Here is an 18982-nt window from a genome sequence, read left to right as displayed (position 1 = left end):
TTCGAATTGATATCACTAGCTACATAAAAAAATCAGGCTTGGCCTTGTCGTTAAACGAGGACCACGTAATGAATCATATATTTAAAAAATCAAAACCTGCACCATTTATCTCTGCACTAACATTAGGCGCTTTTTTGGTGATAACTCCAGTAACAAATGCAGCAGGATTACTCAAACCAAATAATGCCAACTACTCAGAACTAAAAATAAAAGAACATCATGTAGATGTGGTTATTGAAGATATGTATGCAACAACCACAGTTGAGCAGGTTTTTCATAACCCCAACACAAGCGATCTGGAAGCCATCTATTCATTTCCCGTTCCAGAGAAAGCCGCAGTAGGCGAATTCAGCTACTGGATTGATGGTAATCCGGTTATCGGTGAAGTAGTTGAAAAAAAGCGTGCACGCCAGATCTACGAGCATGAAAAACAGCAGGGTAGAGAAACGGCTATTGTAGAGAAAGACGAGTATCGAACTTTTGATATCTCAGTCTTCCCAGTAAAAGCGAATCAGGACGTAAAGATCAAGCTGGTTTATCTGCAAAATACGCAGACGGATACAGGTATTGGCCGATACGTATATCCACTTGAGGATGGTGGAGTTGATGAGCAGAAATTGAGTTTCTGGAGTCGCAACGAAGTGGTCGAAGAGAAGTTTTCCTTTGATGTAAAACTTCGCACAAGCTACCCCGTGGATGGCTTGCGTCTACCACAACACCCCAATGCGACATTGCAGCAGTTGAATGAGCATGAGTGGAGCGCCTCACTGATCAATAACGCTGTAGCAACAAGCATCAGCGATGATGATATTACCTCACAGCAAACAAACGCAGGGACTCCAGTAGCAACAGAGAACCTTAAAGAAACGTCATTATCTTCAGCCACTGTCACTACCTTGGACAAAGATATTTTGCTTTATTGGAGGCATAAGCCAAACCTGCCCGCCAGTGTAGATATGCTTGCCCATAAGGAAGCCGACAGCAGTAAAGGAACCTTTAAATTAACACTGACACCAGGAAATGATCTTCCTGTTATCAATCAGGGCCGTGACTGGGTATTTGTTCTGGATATATCGGGCTCCATGCAGGGTAAATATGCCTCGCTCATCGAAGGTGTTCGCCAGGGGCTTGGGAAATTAAACCCTAATGATCGTTTCCGTATTGTGCTATTTAACAATCAGGCGCGAAGTTTAACGAACGGATATCTTCCAGCTGATCAGAACACGGTAGCGACCACTATACAAAAACTTGATCAGGTGCGCCCTGGTGGAGGCACTAACCTTTATGGAGGTTTAAAAACCGGTATTGATCAACTTGATTCAGACCGTAGTACTGCGGTGGTTCTGGTTACAGATGGTGTCGCTAACGTTGGTAATACGCAGAAGTCCCAGTTCCTCGATCTGCTAGAGAAACAAGATCTACGCTTATTTACCTTTGTTATGGGTAATAGTGCCAACCGCCCTCTTCTCGAAGAGATGACTCGCGTCTCAAATGGCTTCGCTATGTCTATATCCAACTCTGATGATATCGTCGGCCAGTTGATGTTGGCGCAAGGCAAGATGAGCCATGCCTCAATGCGAGATGTCAAAATCGAAATTGACGGTGTGCGTAGTAAAGAATTAGTTAAACCCCGTCTTGCCAATACCCTTTATCACGGTCAGCAGCTGACAGTATTTGGCCATTACTATAAACCAGGTGAAGCAGAAGTACGCTTAAGCGGCACAGTTAACGGCCAGAAGAAAATCTATAAGACACGATTCACATTACCGGAAACAGCTACTGATAATCCGGAACTGGAGCGCCTTTGGGCCTTTGCTGCCATCGAGGAGCTACAGGCAGAGATTGATTATCTGGGCTCAGATCAAGATGCAGAACAGGCTATAGTCGATACTGCTGTTGAGTATGGATTGGTCACAGATTACACCTCCATGATCGTGCTACGTGATGAAGTGTTTAAGGCAATGAATATTGAGCGTAACAACCATAAGCGAGTGGAGAAGGAGCAGAAAGCACGAGAGGTTCGAGCAAATCAGCCCATTACAGCTCAGCAGAACCGAGTAGACAAACAGCAGCCTATGTTTGTTGATCAGTCCGCTGCTAAACCTAACCAAAGCCAACAGCGTGCAACTGTATCCCCTTCCCGCTCAGGTTCCGGTGGTGGTGCTGTATCTCCATGGTTAGTAATTATGATTGCAGCAAGCATTGCGCTAATTCAACTGCGTCGCTTTAAAACTACTGATCGGGACTAACCTCATGTCAGTATCGACTTCAGAAAATTCATCCATCGCCCTTTTGGGCGGTGGATCTGATTATAAAATTCCGCGAATTACACTCAGTATTAGCGGCTTGGTTTTGCTGTTTACGGTATCTGCTCTCGAAATACCATCTCTGCTGAACCTGTTGAGTTTTAATTATGAGGCTATTTTAGACCGAGGTGAGTACTGGAGGCTGATTACTGGGCATCTAACACACAGCTCATGGGATCATCTTTTCTGGGATTGGATTACCTTCACAGCTGCAGGTTGTTATCTGGAATACCATAGCCGAAAAATACTCCTTACTGGCCTGCTAGTCTGCACGAGTGCTCTGAACCTGTTTTTACTATCCCCATTATCTGATATCGCTGCATATACAGGTATCTCGGGTACTGTATACACCCTGATCACACTCACAGCTTTTCTTTGGGCGCGATTGAATAAACAGAGATATGGTCAGTTAATAGCGTATCTACCTTTGGTTCTAATCGTTGGAAAAACAGCTCTAGAGCTGCTGAGCGGAACGGCTGTATTTATGAATGATGGCTGGCAAGTTTATTACCCTGCGCATCTGGTTGGCTTGTTCACCGCTTTTGTTATTTACTTTTCTATGCGGCCCGGAAAAGACTGATAGAGTTATGAAAATCGAAGGGAGCCTGCCCGCAAGTGGTGACTATTGCTGCACACTAAAAAAGGCGGTTATTAAACCGCCTTTTTTATCAGCCAAGTATATATGAATAGATTAACTATCATTATTGGCGAGGAAGAACCATGTATCCAGAACGGAGTCTGGATTCAGGGATACGGTGCTAATCCCCTGCTCCATCAGCCAACGCGCCAGATCCGGGTGGTCAGAAGGCCCCTGACCACAGATACCAACATACTTGCCCTGCGCTTTACACGCACTGATTGCCATTGAAAGCAGCTTCTTAACTGCACCATCACGTTCATCAAATAAATGAGCAATAACGCCGGAGTCACGATCCAGACCTAATGTCAGCTGTGTGAGGTCATTGGAACCGATGGAGAAACCATCAAAGTGCTCTAGGAACTCATCAGCTAGCAGTGCGTTAGACGGGATTTCACACATCATAATGACACGTAAATCATTCTCTCCACGCTTAAGGCCATTGGCAGCAAGAAGATCCACAACCTGCTTAGCTTCACCCGGAGTACGAACGAACGGAATCATGATCTCAACATTAGTTAACATCATCTCGTCACGAACACGTTTAAGCGCACGACACTCTAATTCGAAGCAGTCTCGGAAATTCTCAGAGATATAACGCGCAGCACCACGGAAGCCCAGCATTGGGTTTTCTTCGCTTGGCTCGAACATGTCGCCACCGATCAGATGGCCGTACTCGTTCGACTTAAAGTCTGACATGCGCACAATTACTTTTTTCGGATAGAACGCTGCCGCGAGAGTTGAGATACCTTCAACCAAACGATCTACATAGAAATCGACCGGGTTATCATAACCGGCGATACGACGAGAGATAGTCTGCTGTAATGCAGGCGGCTGGCTATCAAAGTTGATCAGTGCCTTAGGGTGAACGCCGATCATGCGATTGATAATAAATTCAAGACGGGCCAGGCCAACACCAGCATTAGGTAGAGCCTGAAAATCAAAAGCTCTATCCGGGTTGCCAACGTTCATCATGATATCGAAAGGCAGATCCGGCATCTGTTCGACACTGTTGGACTGGTGTTCGTAATCAAGCTTGCCTGCATAAACGCGGCCAGTATCACCTTCCGCACAAGAAACAGTGACTAACTGACCATTCACAAACTGATCGGTAGCATCGCCACAGCCTACAATCGCAGGAATACCCAGTTCACGTGCAATGATAGCCGCGTGACAAGTTCGGCCACCACGGTTAGTGACTATTGCTGCCGCACGCTTCATAACCGGCTCCCAGTCTGGGTCGGTCATATCGGTAACCAAGACTTCACCCGGTTGTACAACATCCATTTCGCTGATGTCTTTAACAATGCGAACGTGACCAGAGCCGATCTTATGACCGATAGAGCGGCCTTCGACCAGAACTTCACTGGTTTCTTTTAGTAGATAACGTTCGATAACCGCCTGATTGCTACGGCTCTTAACTGTTTCTGGGCGGGCCTGTACTACAAACAATTCGCCAGTATCACCATCTTTAGCCCACTCGATATCCATTGGGCGGCCGTAATGCGCCTCAATTTCCAGTGCGATTTTCGCTAGCTGCTGCACATCGGCATCGTTAATAGAGAACTGGTTGCGCTCTTCCTGATCAACTTGCACGGTATCAACTGGATTAGCAGAACCTTCTGGTGCGTAAACCATCTTAATTGCTTTAGAGCCAATGGTTTTGCGAATAATCGCAGGAGCCCCCATTTTTAGGGTTGGTTTATAAACGTAAAACTCGTCAGGGTTTACTGCACCCTGCACAACGGTTTCACCTAAACCATAAGAAGAGGTGATAAACACCACATGGTTAAAACCGGATTCGGTATCTAGTGTAAACATAACGCCCGACGAACCGGTCTCACTCCGAACCATGCGCTGAATGCCCGCAGACAGAGCAACTTCATGATGCTCAAAGCCGTGGTGAACACGGTAAGAGATCGCACGGTCGTTATACAAAGAGGCAAACACCTCTTTAATAGAGTGTTTTACATTGGCGAGCCCGCGAACATTCAGGAAAGTTTCTTGCTGGCCAGCAAATGAGGCATCAGGAAGGTCTTCAGCAGTTGCCGAGGAACGGACAGCAACGGCCAGGTTTTCATTGCCCTCAGACATCTCTTTCCAGGCCGTATCGATAGCCTGGTCAAGTTGCGGCTGAAACTCTGCATCCATGATCCAGCCACGGATAGTCATGCCCGCATCCTTCAGAGCCTGAATATCATTGGTATCCAGCTGATGCAGTTTTTCATTAATCTGTGCTTCCAAACCACCATGTTCCAGGAAACCCCTGAAAGCATCTGCGGTTGTTGCAAAACCGTTTGGCACCTTAACATTGGCACCAGTTAATTCTTGTAACATTTCACCCAGAGAAGCGTTTTTACCACCCACCTTCTCTACATCACCCATGCCAACCTGGTCCAGGCGTAACACATAGTTTTGCAACGCTATATCTCCTCTACTCAGATAGTGCGAATACTGTGTTCTTATATGTTTTTTAGCGCAATAGAATCTTACTGTAGTACGTTTTAAAAATCCTTACCGAAATCCGCCAATCCCACCTATTTACGTGAGAATTGCATGACCTGGCTCTATTTCAGTACAAATTTATAGTCTTTCTTCTGGTATAGTGCGCAGATTATCTTCAGCTGTACTTGTAAACACACAATGAAACGCACTGCATTCTTTATTTCTGATGGTACCGGACTAACTTCTGAGGCCCTGGGGCATAGTCTTCTGGCTCAGTTTGATAGTATTGAATTCGAACAGATTACGCTGCCATATGTGGACAGTATCGAAAAGGCTCATGAGGCTGTACATCGAATCAATCAGGCAGCAGAGAAAGACGGCGAACGGCCGCTGATCTTTGATACCGTCGTAAACGAAGAGATTCGCAATATTATCGCTCAATCCAATGCCTTCAAAACTGATGTATTTTCCAGTTTCCTCAAGCCACTGGAAAGCGAGCTCAATTCTCACTCCAATTACTCCGTCGGTAAGTCACACGGTATTGTCGAGCGTACTCGCTATAAAGAGCGGATCGATTCCGTAAATTTCGCGATCGATAACGATGACGGCGCTCGTACACGTCAATACAAAAATGCTGACATTATTCTGGTGGGCGTCTCTCGCTGTGGTAAGACACCTACCTGCCTATATATGGCGATGCAATTTGGTATCCGAGCGGCTAACTACCCTCTTACTGAAGAGGATATGGAATTCAATAAACTTCCCGATGTGCTGGCAGAATTTAAACACAAGCTGTATGGCCTTACGATTGACCCATTCCAGCTATCTGCAATTCGTCATGAACGACGTGCCAACAGTCGCTACTCCTCACTCGATCAATGTGATTTTGAGGTTCGCGAAGTGGAGAGGCTGTTTAAAAAACTGAATATCCCTTCCATCAACACAACAAACTTCTCCATCGAAGAGATCTCCACTCGGATCATGGCACACGCAGGACTTGAGCGGAGAATGAACTAAAATCCTAAATAACGAGCAGATAAACCTGCCTGCCCGGATAAATTCACAAAAGGAAAAGCGATGTTAAGCCTATTTAAAAGCCCACTGCGCGTACTGTGTCTAATGCTGCTTTTTCCCTCATTAAGTTTTGCTGACGCAATTGGCAAGGTGGTTCTAGTCAAAGGAAGCCCCCTTGTCGTCCGGGAGCAACAGCACCTGTTTATTAAACGTAACGACAAGCTCTTTCAAAACGACACTGTAATCACGCCGGTGGGAAGCCGCATCCTGATAAAGTTCAACGACAAGACAACCCTTTCACTGGCCGAAAATACCGAGTTCGAACTATCTAAGTATGAGTTTGGTAAAACTAAATCCGATGTCAGTTTCAAAATGCTCAAAGGAGCCTTTCGTACCCTAACCGGCAAAATTGGTAAGCAAGAAAATCCTAAGTTCGAGATCCATACGCCAATCGCTACTATAGGTGTGCGTGGCACTGAATTTTGGGGAGGTATGATCTTCTCTGATGCGCTTGATGTAACAATGCTAAGCGGAAAAGGCGTTTATGTAGAAAATGAGCTGGGACGGGTTGAGCTGACTGAAGCTACAGATGGCACCATGGTTAAGCCTGGAATGGCTCCATCCACTGTAAAGAAATGGAGTCAGGATAAATTAATCAAAGCTGCAGCAGCGACAGAAGTGAAGAAAAAGGCTCAAGGATCCAGTTCATTTGATTACTGAGTAAAAAAAAGGCACCGATCTGCGATCGATGCCTTAAGGAGCTTAGTGTAGGTATCTAAAACGATACGGGTATATACTTATATAACTAAGAGAAATATGGAATTCCAACTTAGTATCATTGCAATTTGTAGGGGAATTAATTTATCCCCTGATTATCACTAGAAAACCAGCCCCTATTATTAAGCAGCTCTATGTGATGACGGTTAAGCTCAGTCATCACTTTGTTGCGGTATAAATCGGTAGCACTGCATTCAGCTTCTCTTTTCTTAAGCACTTGCCAACTGGACAGGCTCTGTTCCGTATACAGCTTATGGATAAAATCCATTGAGAAATTCTGACTGTCGCTAAACGCAGTCATATCAATGCAGCCTTTCAGTAACAAGACCATATCCCCTACACTGTAATCAGCTTTCTGCTCTGCAAACTTGAACATAAATTCAGCATGAGATTCAGAAAAGCACAAAGGCATATCAACGCTACCCTGCTTGTGGTTTGCTAGCTGAAAACTCCCTTCTGAATTTTCAACGGCCAGCATATAGACTTCAATCAACATAGTTCTTCACCTTCCCCTTAATAACGGAACTGTCCAACAAGAGCCTTAAGGCTTTCAGCCAGGTCTGCCAGTCCATCAGTCGATTGGTTAATACGAGCAGAAGCATCATTAGTTTCTATGGCTTGCTGATTGATCGATTGAATATTTTTGTTGATGTTTTCCGCTAAAGCGCTCTGCTGGGTTGCCGCACTCGCTATCTGAGTGTTCATATCATTGATGGTGTAAGCCGATTGAGTTATTTCATTCAGAGAGCCGCCTGCCTGCTCTGCCTGAGTTACGCTGTTAGTTGCTATATCCAATGTACTGTTAACCGAGATAACAGCAGCTGATGCCGCCTGTTGTAATTCTCCTATAACGTCCTGAATTTCAGTCGTCGCTCTCTGCGTATTACTTGCCAGAGTTCTCACCTCATCAGCAACAACTGCGAAGCCTCGGCCTTTATCACCCGCTCGGGCAGCTTCTATGGCAGCATTCAATGCCAGTAGATTGGTCTGTTCTGCTATGTCATCTATCACGCTAAGAACACTGCCAATGCGCTGGCTGTCTTGCGATAGTTTCTCCATCGCCTGACTCGTATTTTCCAGCTGCTGTACCTGATTGTGTATGGCGCTGATCATCTGCCCGACCTCTTGTCGACCGTCCTGAGAGGACTGATCAGCTATACTTGCTGCATCAGCTGCAGAAGATGCGCTCTGTGCAATTTCATTGGTGCTGAATGCCATCTCTTTTATCGCCATAACCGCCTGCTCAGTCTGCTGCTGTTGCTGGACGATCGCATCATTGGTTTCTGCACTAATGTTTTTCAGTTCAATCGCAGCGGTACCCAGCTCATTCACCGCACCGGACACGCCTTGAATGGTATCTCTGATCTTGCTCACAAAATGGTTAAAGCCGACGGATATTTTGTGTAGCTCTGCTGCGCCGTTTTCTGGAAGAGATACATTCAAGTCACCTTCCCCAGCGCCAATCTGGTCCAGATTGTCTGCTACATTCTGCACCGGTTTTACTACAGTAGCGTAGATCAGCCACATCGCGACCAATGCAGCCAGGAAGCCAAGAACAATGGCACTCCATATAAAGCTGTTTGAGCGAGTGACCAGGTCGTCAACCAAATGGGTTTCACTATCAATAGCTTGCTCCCCTCGCTGCTTAACCATCTCAAGCTTTGAAAGTAATTGAACAGCTGATGCAGACGCCTTCTCGTAGATAGATGTAAACAGTAAGAATTCATCTACGACTTGTTGGTAAAGAGTTAGCAAGCGATCGAAGCTCGCACTGATATCGGTTACATGATGATCCATCTTCTGGGTTGTCATCATCACTAAGAGACGATCGTAAGAAGGTTTAAGCTGGTTGTACTGTTCCTGCATTGCTCGCAGTTGTGAATTAACGTCCACACCTTCAAACACCTGCTGGAGGGTGTAGTTACGGATCAATACTGAAGTTCGGACCTCTCCCAGCACTTGCTCAATATCTTCAAATTTTTCTACTTGATAGCGGTCCGAATAGTGCTCATCAATAAGGATCATTGTGTCTTCTTCAGCAATAGTGAGCTGTTCTAACAACTGATTTGTCAGATCAACCAGCTCACGCCTCTGGCTCATTATGTTCTGATGCTTATTGATATACTGCGTCTGAAGCTCTTGATAGCTTCCCAGAAGCTTTGTCGTCTCCTGTAATAATGCCGAATCCACTAGCCCGCTGTTTTGGATGGCATCAAATGATGATCTACCTTCAGCCTGTAACTGTTTAATAGAGTTAGTGCCTTCCGCTGGACTTATCTCGTTTAGCAATATCTGCTGCGCCTTAAAGATCTCTCCCTGAATATTTAGTGTTGTTTGCATTCCGCCTTTGCTCGCCTGCAATGCTGGCCCCGTAACAAAAAGCAGTGAGGAAGCTAGCTTTTGCACGCCATAAACACCTGCAAAGCCACATATCCCTAGCAAAACCATCATGGCGACAAAGCCAGAGCCAATACGCTGGCTAATCGAAAGATTCATAACTACCCCATCTTATTTTTATTCTTTCAAATTGGTCATCGACCAATAAGCAGGTTCAATGCCAGACCTTCAACAACAACGAAGGAGTCTTTGATTTCAATAAGTTAGAGAATTGTTCTAAAGCCAGGGAAAAGAATGAATTAATCAATTGCTGCAATTGGCATTCATAGGAAAGCAATCAATTAATCAATTAAGAAAGAGGAGTTCAGGAATAACCCGCATTAAGAAGACGAGAATAGTTGCTGGCAGCTTCTGTTCGGTTCTGAACACCAATCTTACGACAGATCTTCTGTACATGAACCTTTACAGTGTTGATATGAATCTCCATCTTCACAGCAATATCTGCATTACTGTAGCCTTGGCTGACATGGAGCAGTACTTCTTTTTCGCGTGCAGTCAGCTCATCAAAATCAGGTAGGTAAAGATCGAGGAGGCGTTTATCGCCCGCTGCTTTATATTCAACCTGAAAATGCGGTGCCCGGAAATAATCGTCCAGGTACTCTGCACCCAGTTCAAGATCGACAGCTAACGGAAGTACCAGAATCCCTGATTCAGCAAAGATTGTTCGCATATGAGAGCTGACAAGTGGGCAGAAAACGACGATCTTCTCGTACTCTGCTTCGGGCTGATTAGTAAAACGGGCTAGCAGCTCATCCGGCTTATCATTAACACCAGCGCAGCAGAACAGAATAATTTTAGCCTTCAGCTCGGAAAGTTCTTCAGGGGAAGATTGAACACCTACCTTATGCAGCACAACATTTGGCCGGACCGTACGCATGAGAAGCGCAACGCCCTCTACAAAGAGAGGCTGGCGACCCACAATGATGGCTTCGGCGGTTCCAAGCATACTGACGTGTCGGTTCCTACAGGCTAAAGAACACGATTCTATTAGACTCAGAATTTTTTTGTAGGGCTATTTGCGAAATGAAGCGTTAAAAGTGACAAGATTGGACTAATTTACTGTAAAACAACTCGATAAGCTCAATTCCCTTGCTCGATAGCTTGTTGACGGGTTAATAATTAACCAGGAAAAGCCTGCCCTGGAGCTATGGAGTCTTTGATTTTTAAGGTTTAACTCTCCGATCTTGGAACAAGATCAAACTTTTAATTTTTTACTAAGCCTGTTTCCAAACTTTTTAGGTTCTGATCTAACCATTGGTCTATGTTTGCTTTTAATGGTTTATTTAGAGGGTTAACAACCCAGAAACGCTTCTCGTCCTGCTCTTTAGGAAGCATTGTAACTATCGAAATAGCCTCTAGCGAGCAGTCTTCTGCAGGTTCAGTTGGCAGTTCAGTTGCTCTAGCAAGAGCTTTCAGAGGTTCTTCGTCTGTACAGGCACTATCAATTTCATGCTCAAGAAGTAACTGATCCATTTGCAGAGCGAATTTGCGGATTATCTGCTGCAACTCAAATTGGTTTTTACGAATTTTATCCGCCTCACTTGGCCAGATCCGCCCATAGTCACGGGCCATGATCTGGCTCATAACGATAAGATTGTCCGGCACCATCCAAAAGTAAGCATGATTTTTAAGATCACTCTCGCTAACACGAATCAGGGCCCCGCCAGCAGTAATCTCTTTGGCTCCATCAACCGGTATAACCCGTACATTGCCGATTCTTAAGTTGGGGAATAATGCATAGTCTGGCCAAATCGATTCCACTGTAGAAAATGCGGTAACAGGTCCCTGTTTAGCAATCGCCTTGCGGCTTTTATGTTTTATCCAGTTGCTGATTCGAGAAACAGGTAGACGCTTCGGAGGTAGATATACTGGATCAATATCAGTCCCCTTTAATAGCGCCTGGTTCAAACTATGCAAAACAGGTAGCGCACTTACCACTTTCTCTTCTGCAAATGCATTAAAAGAGATAACAAGTAATGATGAGATCAGGCATCGACTAAACAGGTTCATACAAAACTCCTGATACGGTTACACACAACCGCAACTACGAAAGCTAAACTCGCCAGCAGAACAATCGATGCCCCAGATGGAACAGGTAGATCCAGCGCCATTGGTAGGATGATTCCGACTATGCAACAAACCGTTGAAAGCACGATATTGGTCCAAAAGAACTGGCGTATATTATTAGTAATCAAACGTGCTGTAGTTGCAGGAATGAGCAACATTGCTCCCACTAGAATGGCCCCAGCGATTTTTACCGCAGCTACTGTAATCAGCGCAATCAACACTACAAATACGTAATCAAACAGGCGGGGATTAATCCCATTAACTCTAGCAAGCTCGGGATTAAGCGAGGCTAGCAATGCCTGATTGCCAAACATAATGGCTAACAGGAGACATATCGCTCCTATTACAGCGAGAATAAACAGATCCCGATCCTGCACCGTGAGAATCGAACCAAACAACACGTTCTCAAGAATATGGATATTGACCTTACGTGCTACCCATAGCAGCAGCGCCGCACCCATGGCTATAGCAACCGCGAGAAAGACGCCTACCAGGGCATCGTAAGGCACTGAAGTTCGGCTTTTAATCCAATGTAGCAATAAAGCAAAAATCAGACAGAAGCTGAATAAAGAAGCGTAAGGATGAGCCGCAGGTTCACCCAGCAGAATACCAATTGCTATTCCCGTCAGGGCCGCATGCCCCACCGCTTCAGAGAAAAAGGCCAGGCGTTTGATTACAACTAAACTACCCATCCCGCCCAACAAGGGGCCTATAATCAAAGCCGCAACCAGCGCATTAATTAGAAAGCCGTATTCAAAGATTCCTGGTAGTACACCCTCATCCTGAAGCTGGAAAACCCAGTTACGTAATGCTTCCATTAGGCTACCGCCTCGACCGGGACGGGTTTGTGGCTAGTATTAAAGAAACTCAGATCCACTTCATTAGCAGAACCATCGCTAATTAGGCCTCCATTTATCAGCAGAACATTATCCGCATACTGCTCTACAAAGCTCATATCGTGATGCACCACTATCAGTGTTTTCCCTGCATTTCTTAAAGAAATCATCAGCTCGGTTATCAACTGCTGTCCATCAGCATCCAGGCCAGTCATCGGTTCATCCAAGAACCAGAGATCGGTTTTCCGACTCAAGGCTTGGGCAAACATCAGCCGCTGGCGCTCACCACCAGACAGCTTCCCTAAAGAGAGCCGTTCTTTTCCCTGAAGACCTACCTGTCCCAATAACTCAGTTACTCTATCTTCTACCCACTTTTTCCGACCAAAGAAAATTGGCTTGTTAGTCAAACCCGCGCATAGAAAGTCGGCAACTGTAACAGGTAACACTTGATCAAAACGAGGTTGCTGAGGAATGTAAGCCGGTAGCATTTTCTTATCAGGCCAGTGACGGAAGATTTCACCACGATGCGGGGTAAGTCCCAGCATAGATTTCAGTAGGGAGGTTTTCCCTGCTCCATTTGGGCCAATCAATAGATGCATTTGGCCTGATTCAAGGTGAGCTGAGATAGGTTTAAGTATTCTATTGCCGTCAATCGACAGGCTTACTTTATCTAGAGTAACTGAAGGCCCTATAGCTTTAGATTTCATCTATCCCTGCCCTCCTTCTGCAAGTGCACCTTTCAATGCCTTTATCAGAGTTTGCAGATTCAACTCCATTTCACGGTAAACAAGATCAGGATCGTAAGGCCCAAATGTCAGATGAGAGAAATGATAAAGATGAATTCCTGTGGCCTTTTCGACTGTCTCCACATAGCGGTAGTCCATATTCAGTTCTGTAAAGAGCACCTGAACTTTTGCATCACGAATACGATCGATGGTGCCCTGTAACTGGCTCGCGCTAGGCTCTACACCATGAGCGGGCTCAATAACTGTATCTATACCAATACCAAACTCCTGCAGGAAATAACCATAGGCATTGTGGGTGCTGGCGATGCGAATTCCACTGAGATCTAATCCCAATAATTCTTTGCTATAGCTGTTCTTCATTACCCTTAATTTGCGGGCATATCTAACGGCATTCTTTTTGTAGTAGCGGGCATTTTCGGGGTCAAGCTCGCCAAGTTCACGTGCAATACTGTAGACCTGTCTAATTGCCGCGCTGATAGAAACGAAGGTATGCGGGTTCCAGGCTCCTGCCGTATTCTCTGCTGCAAGCAGAGGCACATCCTTGTTTGCTTCAATCACCTTGATCTTATGGCGTTGTTTATTATTCTGCGCCTCCAGTGCTTCTAAAGCGCGAAATGCAAACTCATCATGGCCAATGCCATTCACAACTAAAGCATCCATTGTCAGCAAACGCTTAAGGTCAGCTGGCTGTAGCTCATAGCTATGTGGGTTAAAGCCTGCATCGACCAGGGGTACGATTTCTGCACGATCTCCAACGATATTTGAAACATAGGAATAATAAGGGTGCAGCGTAATGCCAACCTTCAACGGTTTAGCATGAGTTACGAGAGCAAAACACAAGAATACGAATAGCGTTAAAAACTGTTTAATCATGATTGTGAGCCGTTTGCCAGCCGCTAAGCGTCGTGCAGCTTTGCAGAGAGGTAGCACCAGCCGAATGCCAATAGATTCCAGCGTGGTCACCAAATTTAAGAACAAAGTCAGGCGAACCGTTTTTGTTCTGGCCGTAGTAGCAATTAGAATCGAGTTTTTGCCAGCTATAGTCAGAAAAAGCACCTGTATCATCAGCAAAAGGTGGTACTGCACTGTCAATTAACTCATCTACTGATGGCAGATGATGACCATCACTGATAAAGCTAATTTCATCAGCGGCGTTGCGTAGTGCTGTAAGCACTGCCTTTCCCGTCACGTCCAACTCAAGATGTTCTGTTTTGAGTACAGGAGCCTGCTGATTAAATTTAAGTGTTACAGCGGCAAAGACAAGGATGATCACAATAGAGCCAACCAGCCAGGAGGTCTCCTGTCGGCCGTTGTCAGGAACTACTCGTTCAGAATATCCAGAATCAGAGTTCACCATAGTCAACCTCTACCGGAAACTCATGCCCAGAATCAAACTGGATGTAGAACTCTCCCTCAGGCATTACAAACTCGGCGCGTGAGAACTTATCCGCCTTTTTCTTAACGATCAGATTCTCATCATAATCGTATAGTTTCACAGGCTTTCCTACCGCTTTACTACCATCACTGAAGCCCACATTACAACGGATTAATTGCTCCTTTGCAGAACATACCATCATTGGGTAGTGGGCATAAGTGGTGGAACTGCACAGCAATGCCATTGCAGCCCCAATAAGATATCTCCTAGCCTTCATTATTCTGGCTGAACCTCAAATGTGATGTAGCGCATCGATAGTTTGAAGTCCTCTGAAGGCGTGTCTACTTTGCTCTGTTTGCTTGCCAAAAATAGCCAGGGACCAGGCAGCTCTGGAGTGAAAATAACTAAACCATCAGCTTTTGTTTCCAACTTGATAGATGAACGATCATCGCGGTATTTAGTTCCACCCGGCGTAATTTCAATTTCTACACCTTCAGCTGGTTTACCGTTAAGAGTCATCTGAAACTCGACTTCTTCACCCGATACGATGTCATTTGGGTGAGTGACCAGCTTTACTTCCAGCCCTTTGCCAGTTGTAGCTAAAACAGCATCAGATGGCTTGTTATTTGTTACATAGGTAGAAGACGTTAGATCAATAAGCAACGTGGATACATCACGGGCGTTCTTCGGCAAACGAGCCTGAGCCTGCTGTTTGTTTGCCATCATCCGTTTGGGTGTATCACGCTTACCCGATTTATAACTAGTGAAGTGGAACAGTGGGCGCTGTCCCTTGAACAGGTAAGTGCCTTCCTGGTCGATGTAGTGATCAAAAACACTGCGACGGTGCCCCTTGAAATAGCTTCCAATATAATTACTGTCGCCATCTGGAGAAAAGATCTTTACGGTGTGAAGAGGAAGCCCTTTATCAAAACCAAAGATCGTATGAGAAGCGCTGGCATCAAAAGTAACCCACTCCCCTTTGCCTTCCTCGGTTGAAACATTGAATTCATGGGGCAAAATCCACATTGGATGTGCCTGTGCCACAGAGCCTACCAACACGGTTCCCGCAAGGGCACAACCTTTAAGCAGTGTCTTTACTTTATTAATCATCACTATTTAGTCTCCAACTCTGATACTGACCGGGCCTAGTTCATCGCCGGCAGTCAGTGTGTATTCCTGTACTTTGCCCGCACCTAGTGTCACCTTTTGCTTTAACAATGTACGGTTGCCGTGTTCTCTTACTGCTTCCAGATACAGGGTGTACTCACCCGCAGGCAGAGCATTGCCCTGGAGATCTGTACCATCCCACTGCAGCTGATATTTGCCAGGAGGTTTTGTTGCCCCAGTAACAGCATCTACAGCCTGGTCATAACGACCCGCTTTACGCCACCAACGTCGGATATCCTTTAGCCATTTTTTGTCATCAAACCAGACGCTGACTGTTTTAACTGCTTGGCGCTGGCCTTTCTGTTCAACCCAAACAGCCACAAATGGACGTTGATATTTAGAGGTATTTAGCGCAGGCAACTGCATATCAATTGTTACAGTTTCTGCCTGTACCAATGGCGAGCAAAGCAGCGCTGAACCTAGTAATGCGGTATTGATAATTTTCTTCGCTCTATTCTTCACAAGAGCATCACTCCTAGATATGTACCACCCATAACAGCGCTTCCCGCTGCGGTGAGTGCAAACAGTTTTGTACGTTTCTTTTTCTGAGGGATTACCAGCCAGAAGCCAGTTAATGTAAAAAACAACATGACCAGAGCTGAAAGATCGATAAACAGGCTCCACAGATCACCGCTGTAACGCCCCATATGCAGATCATTAAGTGTCGCTATAAACCCATAGTCTTGTTGCTCTAGTAGGATCAAACCAGACTCAATGTCTGCTTCGATAATGCTGAAGCCACCTGGTTGCTTGATATCAATTACCAGAAGAAACTCTTCCGGCTCCCACTCATAACTAACTTTATTTCCATAAACCGCATGCTCTGATTGCAGCCAGCGACGCAAGAGATGCCCCTGTTGCAAGGGATCGCTCTCCCATTGGGAAGTGGTCGCAAAAGAATCGGGCAGAGGAATTTCAGTCTGAAAGGCAGGTTCAGTGGAAGAAAACCAATCACGATGATTAAGCGTGATACCGGTAATCGTAAAGAACAGCATAATCAGCAGCATCAACATAGATGTGTAGACATGCAGCGTTCTGATTAATCGATTGCTCTTGTTCTTGATTCTGGATTTCGACCCAGTATCAAGTTTGCTTTCAAGAGTCGTTTGGACGAGTTGGTTCATAGACATCAGTGAGAATGAAAAGCGTTACGTTAATGGATACGCACCCTTTCCCCTATCATCGTTACATTCTTTACAGAAAAAGCGCCTTAAGGAATTAAGGCGCTGGGGTCATCACTTTCCAGAAGGGGGAAAAGATCAGAAAACGTAAGCAGCTGTCAGCTTAACGTTACGACCTGGTTCGTAATCGTTAAGGTGAAGCGCTCCAAACACTGGGTGGAATGAATCACCAAGTCGTGATGAGTGAGATGTGTAGTACTCATCAAACAGGTTCTCAACACCCGCTGTAAGAGTCAGACCATCAACAGAACGTGGTTCCCAACGCGCAGTGATGTTGTGAACATCGAATTTTGGCTTATCGTAGTAGTCTTCTTCTTGAGTGAACAAGCTTGTCCAGTTAAGTGTCAGATCCGCCGCTGGCACATAGTAGTCCAGCCCCAGAGAGATGCTGTCACCAACCTGACGACCCAATGGCTCGCCAGAATCAACATTTTCTGATTCAGAGCTAGCATAAGTCAGACGAGCATCCAGATTACCCTTACTTAGAGACAGGCTAGCCTCAAAGCCATCAACTTCGTAATCGCCAATATTACGTAGCGTTGCAACACCTTCGTCGTCGATATAGTCATCAATATCCGTCTGGAACAGAGTCAGGGAGAATGACAGCTTATCCAAATTCATCACATCATTTTGACTGTAAGAAACACCAATTTCTTTATTCAAGCCCGTTTCAGGCTTCAGGCCCGGGTTTTCTGCTGGAGTCGTACGTGGAACAATAAATACTTCTGACAGGTTTGGCCCCTGGAACAGCTGAGTTGCTGCAGCTCGCACTGTCCATGCATCATTCAACTCATAAGAACCGTTCAGACCAAAAGTAGTGTCGGTAAATTTCTTTGTAGCCACATTAGTTTCTAATTCATAGCTGTTGTAACGCACACCAGGAGTAACAGTCAGACCATTTGCAAAATCGATCTCATCTTCGACATATACAGCCAGAGATTCAGCATTTTCAGGACGAACCAGAGCGCCGTCATGACGCAGCTCTGTATCATGATCGTAGGTTTCTAAGCCATAACGCACTGTATGCGTGATATCGCCTGAATCAACAATGCTCTCAGCTAATAGATTGAAGCCTGTGTGCTCCGAATCACCTTCAGCATAACGGTATGAAGCACGAGTATTCGCAGCTTCATCACGCCAAAGATCAATTTCATTTCGGTACAGCGTTGCACGCAGGTTAATCAAATCACCCAGATCCAGCTCGTATGACAGAGTCATTGTCTCGCGCTCAAAACGAGTCGGATAAACCACAACGCCCGTGATTGAAGAGTTTGTCAGCACACCCATATCAGGACGCGGAGCATAGTTACCTTCGTCCTGATAGTTGTCATAGCTAAATTCCAGGCGGTTGGATTCGTCTATATCAAAACCAACTTTAAACAGACCGTTATCAAGTTCGCCGTCGTTACCAACAGATTCATTACCGTCGCCGTCTTCCGGATTGTCACGATCGTTCTGATTGAAGTAAGCCAGAATATCCAGCTGATCGTTTAGCTGACCGTAAGCAGTTACTGAATATCCGTAATAGTCGTTGCTAGCCGCTGTTCCGGAAATGCGCGCACCAAACTGCTGTCCGTCACGCAGCAAATCTTTTGCATCTTTAGTTTCAAATGCGATGCCACCAGAAAGGCCGCCATTTAGTACAGAGTTTGTACCCACTTGTAGATCTACCGCTTTAAGGATATCGGCGTTGATCAGCAGGTTACCCATATGGTGATACATGAAGTTATTCTGACGAGCACCATCGATTGTGATTTCAAGATCCAGATCCTGAAGGCCACGAATGCTGATGCGCTGGTTAGTAGAGTGAGCCCCGCCAATATCTACACCCGGCTGATCGCGAAGCAGATCACTCAAATGATCCGCCTGCTTAAGTGCGATGTCGTCGCTTAACATCGAGGATGCACTGCTTATCTCTGTTCCCCAAACCTGAAGCGCTTCATTCTCTACTACCGCATCATTGGCCCATGCCTGGGTCGCCATGCCAACCGCCAAAACAAGTGGCAATTTTTTAGCATTAACAAACTTTTTCAT

General features: G+C 45.5%; 18 protein-coding genes. 4 read left to right on the top strand and 14 right to left on the bottom strand.

The genetic code is table 11. The features are described 5' to 3' along the window. The first annotated feature begins 68 nt into the window (after window positions 1-68). Both GY843_RS02360 and rrtA read left to right on the top strand, forming a co-directional pair. Window positions 69-2249, top strand: coding sequence for a VIT and VWA domain-containing protein (locus GY843_RS02360; protein ID WP_297306118.1), 2181 nt, complete (start codon window positions 69-71; stop codon window positions 2247-2249). 4 nt (window positions 2250-2253) lie between these two features. Continuing rightward, window positions 2254-2886 carry a rhombosortase gene (gene rrtA, locus GY843_RS02355; protein ID WP_297306116.1) on the top strand — a complete coding sequence of 211 codons (633 nt, stop codon included), beginning with the start codon at window positions 2254-2256 and terminating at the stop codon, window positions 2884-2886. A 111-nt stretch (window positions 2887-2997) separates the two neighbouring features. On the opposite strand, the gene ppsA is transcribed toward rrtA, so the two are convergent. Next, the gene (gene ppsA, locus GY843_RS02350) at window positions 2998-5364 is read right to left on the bottom strand and encodes a phosphoenolpyruvate synthase (RefSeq protein ID WP_297306114.1); all 2367 of its coding nucleotides are present in this window, start codon (window positions 5362-5364) and stop codon (window positions 2998-3000) included. Between the two features lie 222 nt (window positions 5365-5586). Between ppsA and GY843_RS02345 the strand changes: the two genes are divergently transcribed. Both GY843_RS02345 and GY843_RS02340 read left to right on the top strand, forming a co-directional pair. After that, the gene (locus GY843_RS02345) at window positions 5587-6405 is read left to right on the top strand and encodes a pyruvate, water dikinase regulatory protein (RefSeq protein ID WP_297306113.1); all 819 of its coding nucleotides are present in this window, start codon (window positions 5587-5589) and stop codon (window positions 6403-6405) included. Window positions 6406-6465: 60 nt separating this feature from the next. Continuing rightward, window positions 6466-7122 carry a FecR family protein gene (locus tag GY843_RS02340; RefSeq protein ID WP_297306112.1) on the top strand — a complete coding sequence of 219 codons (657 nt, stop codon included), beginning with the start codon at window positions 6466-6468 and terminating at the stop codon, window positions 7120-7122. 136 nt (window positions 7123-7258) lie between these two features. Here GY843_RS02340 and GY843_RS02335 read toward each other — a convergent pair whose 3' ends face one another. The 13 genes from GY843_RS02335 to GY843_RS02275 all read right to left on the bottom strand — a co-directional run bounded on the left by GY843_RS02335 (window position 7259) and on the right by GY843_RS02275 (window position 18982). After that, window positions 7259-7675 carry a hypothetical protein gene (locus GY843_RS02335; protein ID WP_297306111.1) on the bottom strand — a complete coding sequence of 139 codons (417 nt, stop codon included), beginning with the start codon at window positions 7673-7675 and terminating at the stop codon, window positions 7259-7261. A 17-nt stretch (window positions 7676-7692) separates the two neighbouring features. Next, the gene (locus GY843_RS02330) at window positions 7693-9675 is read right to left on the bottom strand and encodes a methyl-accepting chemotaxis protein (RefSeq protein ID WP_297306110.1); all 1983 of its coding nucleotides are present in this window, start codon (window positions 9673-9675) and stop codon (window positions 7693-7695) included. A gap of 205 nt (window positions 9676-9880) precedes the next feature. Then, window positions 9881-10522: a helix-turn-helix transcriptional regulator gene (locus tag GY843_RS02325; RefSeq protein ID WP_297306109.1), complete on the bottom strand. Its 642-nt coding sequence runs from the start codon at window positions 10520-10522 to the stop codon at window positions 9881-9883. Window positions 10523-10779: 257 nt separating this feature from the next. Next, window positions 10780-11586: a hypothetical protein gene (locus GY843_RS02320; RefSeq protein ID WP_297306108.1), complete on the bottom strand. Its 807-nt coding sequence runs from the start codon at window positions 11584-11586 to the stop codon at window positions 10780-10782. Next, window positions 11583-12461, bottom strand: coding sequence for a metal ABC transporter permease (locus tag GY843_RS02315; protein ID WP_297306107.1), 879 nt, complete (start codon window positions 12459-12461; stop codon window positions 11583-11585). Before GY843_RS02315 ends, GY843_RS02320 begins: the two co-directional genes overlap by 4 nt. After that, window positions 12461-13186, bottom strand: coding sequence for a metal ABC transporter ATP-binding protein (locus GY843_RS02310; RefSeq protein ID WP_297306106.1), 726 nt, complete (start codon window positions 13184-13186; stop codon window positions 12461-12463). Before GY843_RS02310 ends, GY843_RS02315 begins: the two co-directional genes overlap by 1 nt. Next, entirely contained in the window at window positions 13187-14098 is a 912-nt protein-coding gene (locus GY843_RS02305; protein WP_297306105.1) for a zinc ABC transporter substrate-binding protein, read from the bottom strand. It abuts the gene before it with no gap. Then, complete coding sequence (locus GY843_RS02300; RefSeq protein WP_297306104.1) at window positions 14091-14582, bottom strand: hypothetical protein; 492 nt, start codon at window positions 14580-14582, stop codon at window positions 14091-14093. The genes GY843_RS02305 and GY843_RS02300 overlap by 8 nt, the downstream gene beginning before the upstream one ends. Continuing rightward, a complete protein-coding gene (locus GY843_RS02295) occupies window positions 14569-14877 on the bottom strand; it encodes a hypothetical protein (RefSeq protein ID WP_297306103.1) in 309 nt (102 codons plus the stop codon). Before GY843_RS02295 ends, GY843_RS02300 begins: the two co-directional genes overlap by 14 nt. Further along, window positions 14877-15710: a DUF4198 domain-containing protein gene (locus GY843_RS02290; RefSeq protein ID WP_297306102.1), complete on the bottom strand. Its 834-nt coding sequence runs from the start codon at window positions 15708-15710 to the stop codon at window positions 14877-14879. The genes GY843_RS02295 and GY843_RS02290 overlap by 1 nt, the downstream gene beginning before the upstream one ends. 6 nt (window positions 15711-15716) lie before the next feature. After that, a complete protein-coding gene (locus GY843_RS02285; RefSeq protein ID WP_297306101.1) occupies window positions 15717-16229 on the bottom strand; it encodes a DUF2271 domain-containing protein in 513 nt (170 codons plus the stop codon). Then, window positions 16226-16891, bottom strand: coding sequence for a PepSY-associated TM helix domain-containing protein (locus tag GY843_RS02280; protein WP_297306100.1), 666 nt, complete (start codon window positions 16889-16891; stop codon window positions 16226-16228). The genes GY843_RS02285 and GY843_RS02280 overlap by 4 nt, the downstream gene beginning before the upstream one ends. Window positions 16892-17026: 135 nt before the next feature. Continuing rightward, complete coding sequence (locus GY843_RS02275; protein WP_297306099.1) at window positions 17027-18982, bottom strand: TonB-dependent receptor; 1956 nt, start codon at window positions 18980-18982, stop codon at window positions 17027-17029.

Source organism: Neptuniibacter sp., assembly GCF_024231755.1.
Lineage (GTDB): Bacteria > Pseudomonadota > Gammaproteobacteria > Pseudomonadales > Balneatricaceae > Neptuniibacter.
This window is presented reverse-complemented; position numbering and strand designations above follow the sequence as displayed.

Bases quoted from the DNA above. Each gene is read 5' to 3' on its own strand.
- GY843_RS02360 (WP_297306118.1), top strand. From the start codon at position 69: ATGAATCATATATTTAAAAAATCAAAACCTGCACCATTTATCTCTGCA.
- GY843_RS02315 (WP_297306107.1), bottom strand. From the start codon at position 12,461: ATGGAAGCATTACGTAACTGGGTTTTCCAGCTTCAGGATGAGGGTGTA.
- GY843_RS02275 (WP_297306099.1), bottom strand. From the start codon at position 18,982: ATGAAAAAGTTTGTTAATGCTAAAAAATTGCCACTTGTTTTGGCGGTT.
- GY843_RS02290 (WP_297306102.1), bottom strand. From the start codon at position 15,710: ATGATTAATAAAGTAAAGACACTGCTTAAAGGTTGTGCCCTTGCGGGA.
- rrtA (WP_297306116.1), top strand. From the start codon at position 2,254: ATGTCAGTATCGACTTCAGAAAATTCATCCATCGCCCTTTTGGGCGGT.
- GY843_RS02325 (WP_297306109.1), bottom strand. From the start codon at position 10,522: ATGCTTGGAACCGCCGAAGCCATCATTGTGGGTCGCCAGCCTCTCTTT.
- GY843_RS02345 (WP_297306113.1), top strand. From the start codon at position 5,587: ATGAAACGCACTGCATTCTTTATTTCTGATGGTACCGGACTAACTTCT.
- GY843_RS02320 (WP_297306108.1), bottom strand. From the start codon at position 11,586: ATGAACCTGTTTAGTCGATGCCTGATCTCATCATTACTTGTTATCTCT.
- GY843_RS02280 (WP_297306100.1), bottom strand. From the start codon at position 16,891: ATGAACCAACTCGTCCAAACGACTCTTGAAAGCAAACTTGATACTGGG.
- GY843_RS02340 (WP_297306112.1), top strand. From the start codon at position 6,466: ATGTTAAGCCTATTTAAAAGCCCACTGCGCGTACTGTGTCTAATGCTG.
- GY843_RS02330 (WP_297306110.1), bottom strand. From the start codon at position 9,675: ATGAATCTTTCGATTAGCCAGCGTATTGGCTCTGGCTTTGTCGCCATG.
- GY843_RS02335 (WP_297306111.1), bottom strand. From the start codon at position 7,675: ATGTTGATTGAAGTCTATATGCTGGCCGTTGAAAATTCAGAAGGGAGT.
- GY843_RS02310 (WP_297306106.1), bottom strand. From the start codon at position 13,186: ATGAAATCTAAAGCTATAGGGCCTTCAGTTACTCTAGATAAAGTAAGC.
- GY843_RS02300 (WP_297306104.1), bottom strand. From the start codon at position 14,582: ATGGTGAACTCTGATTCTGGATATTCTGAACGAGTAGTTCCTGACAAC.
- GY843_RS02295 (WP_297306103.1), bottom strand. From the start codon at position 14,877: ATGAAGGCTAGGAGATATCTTATTGGGGCTGCAATGGCATTGCTGTGC.
- GY843_RS02305 (WP_297306105.1), bottom strand. From the start codon at position 14,098: ATGATTAAACAGTTTTTAACGCTATTCGTATTCTTGTGTTTTGCTCTC.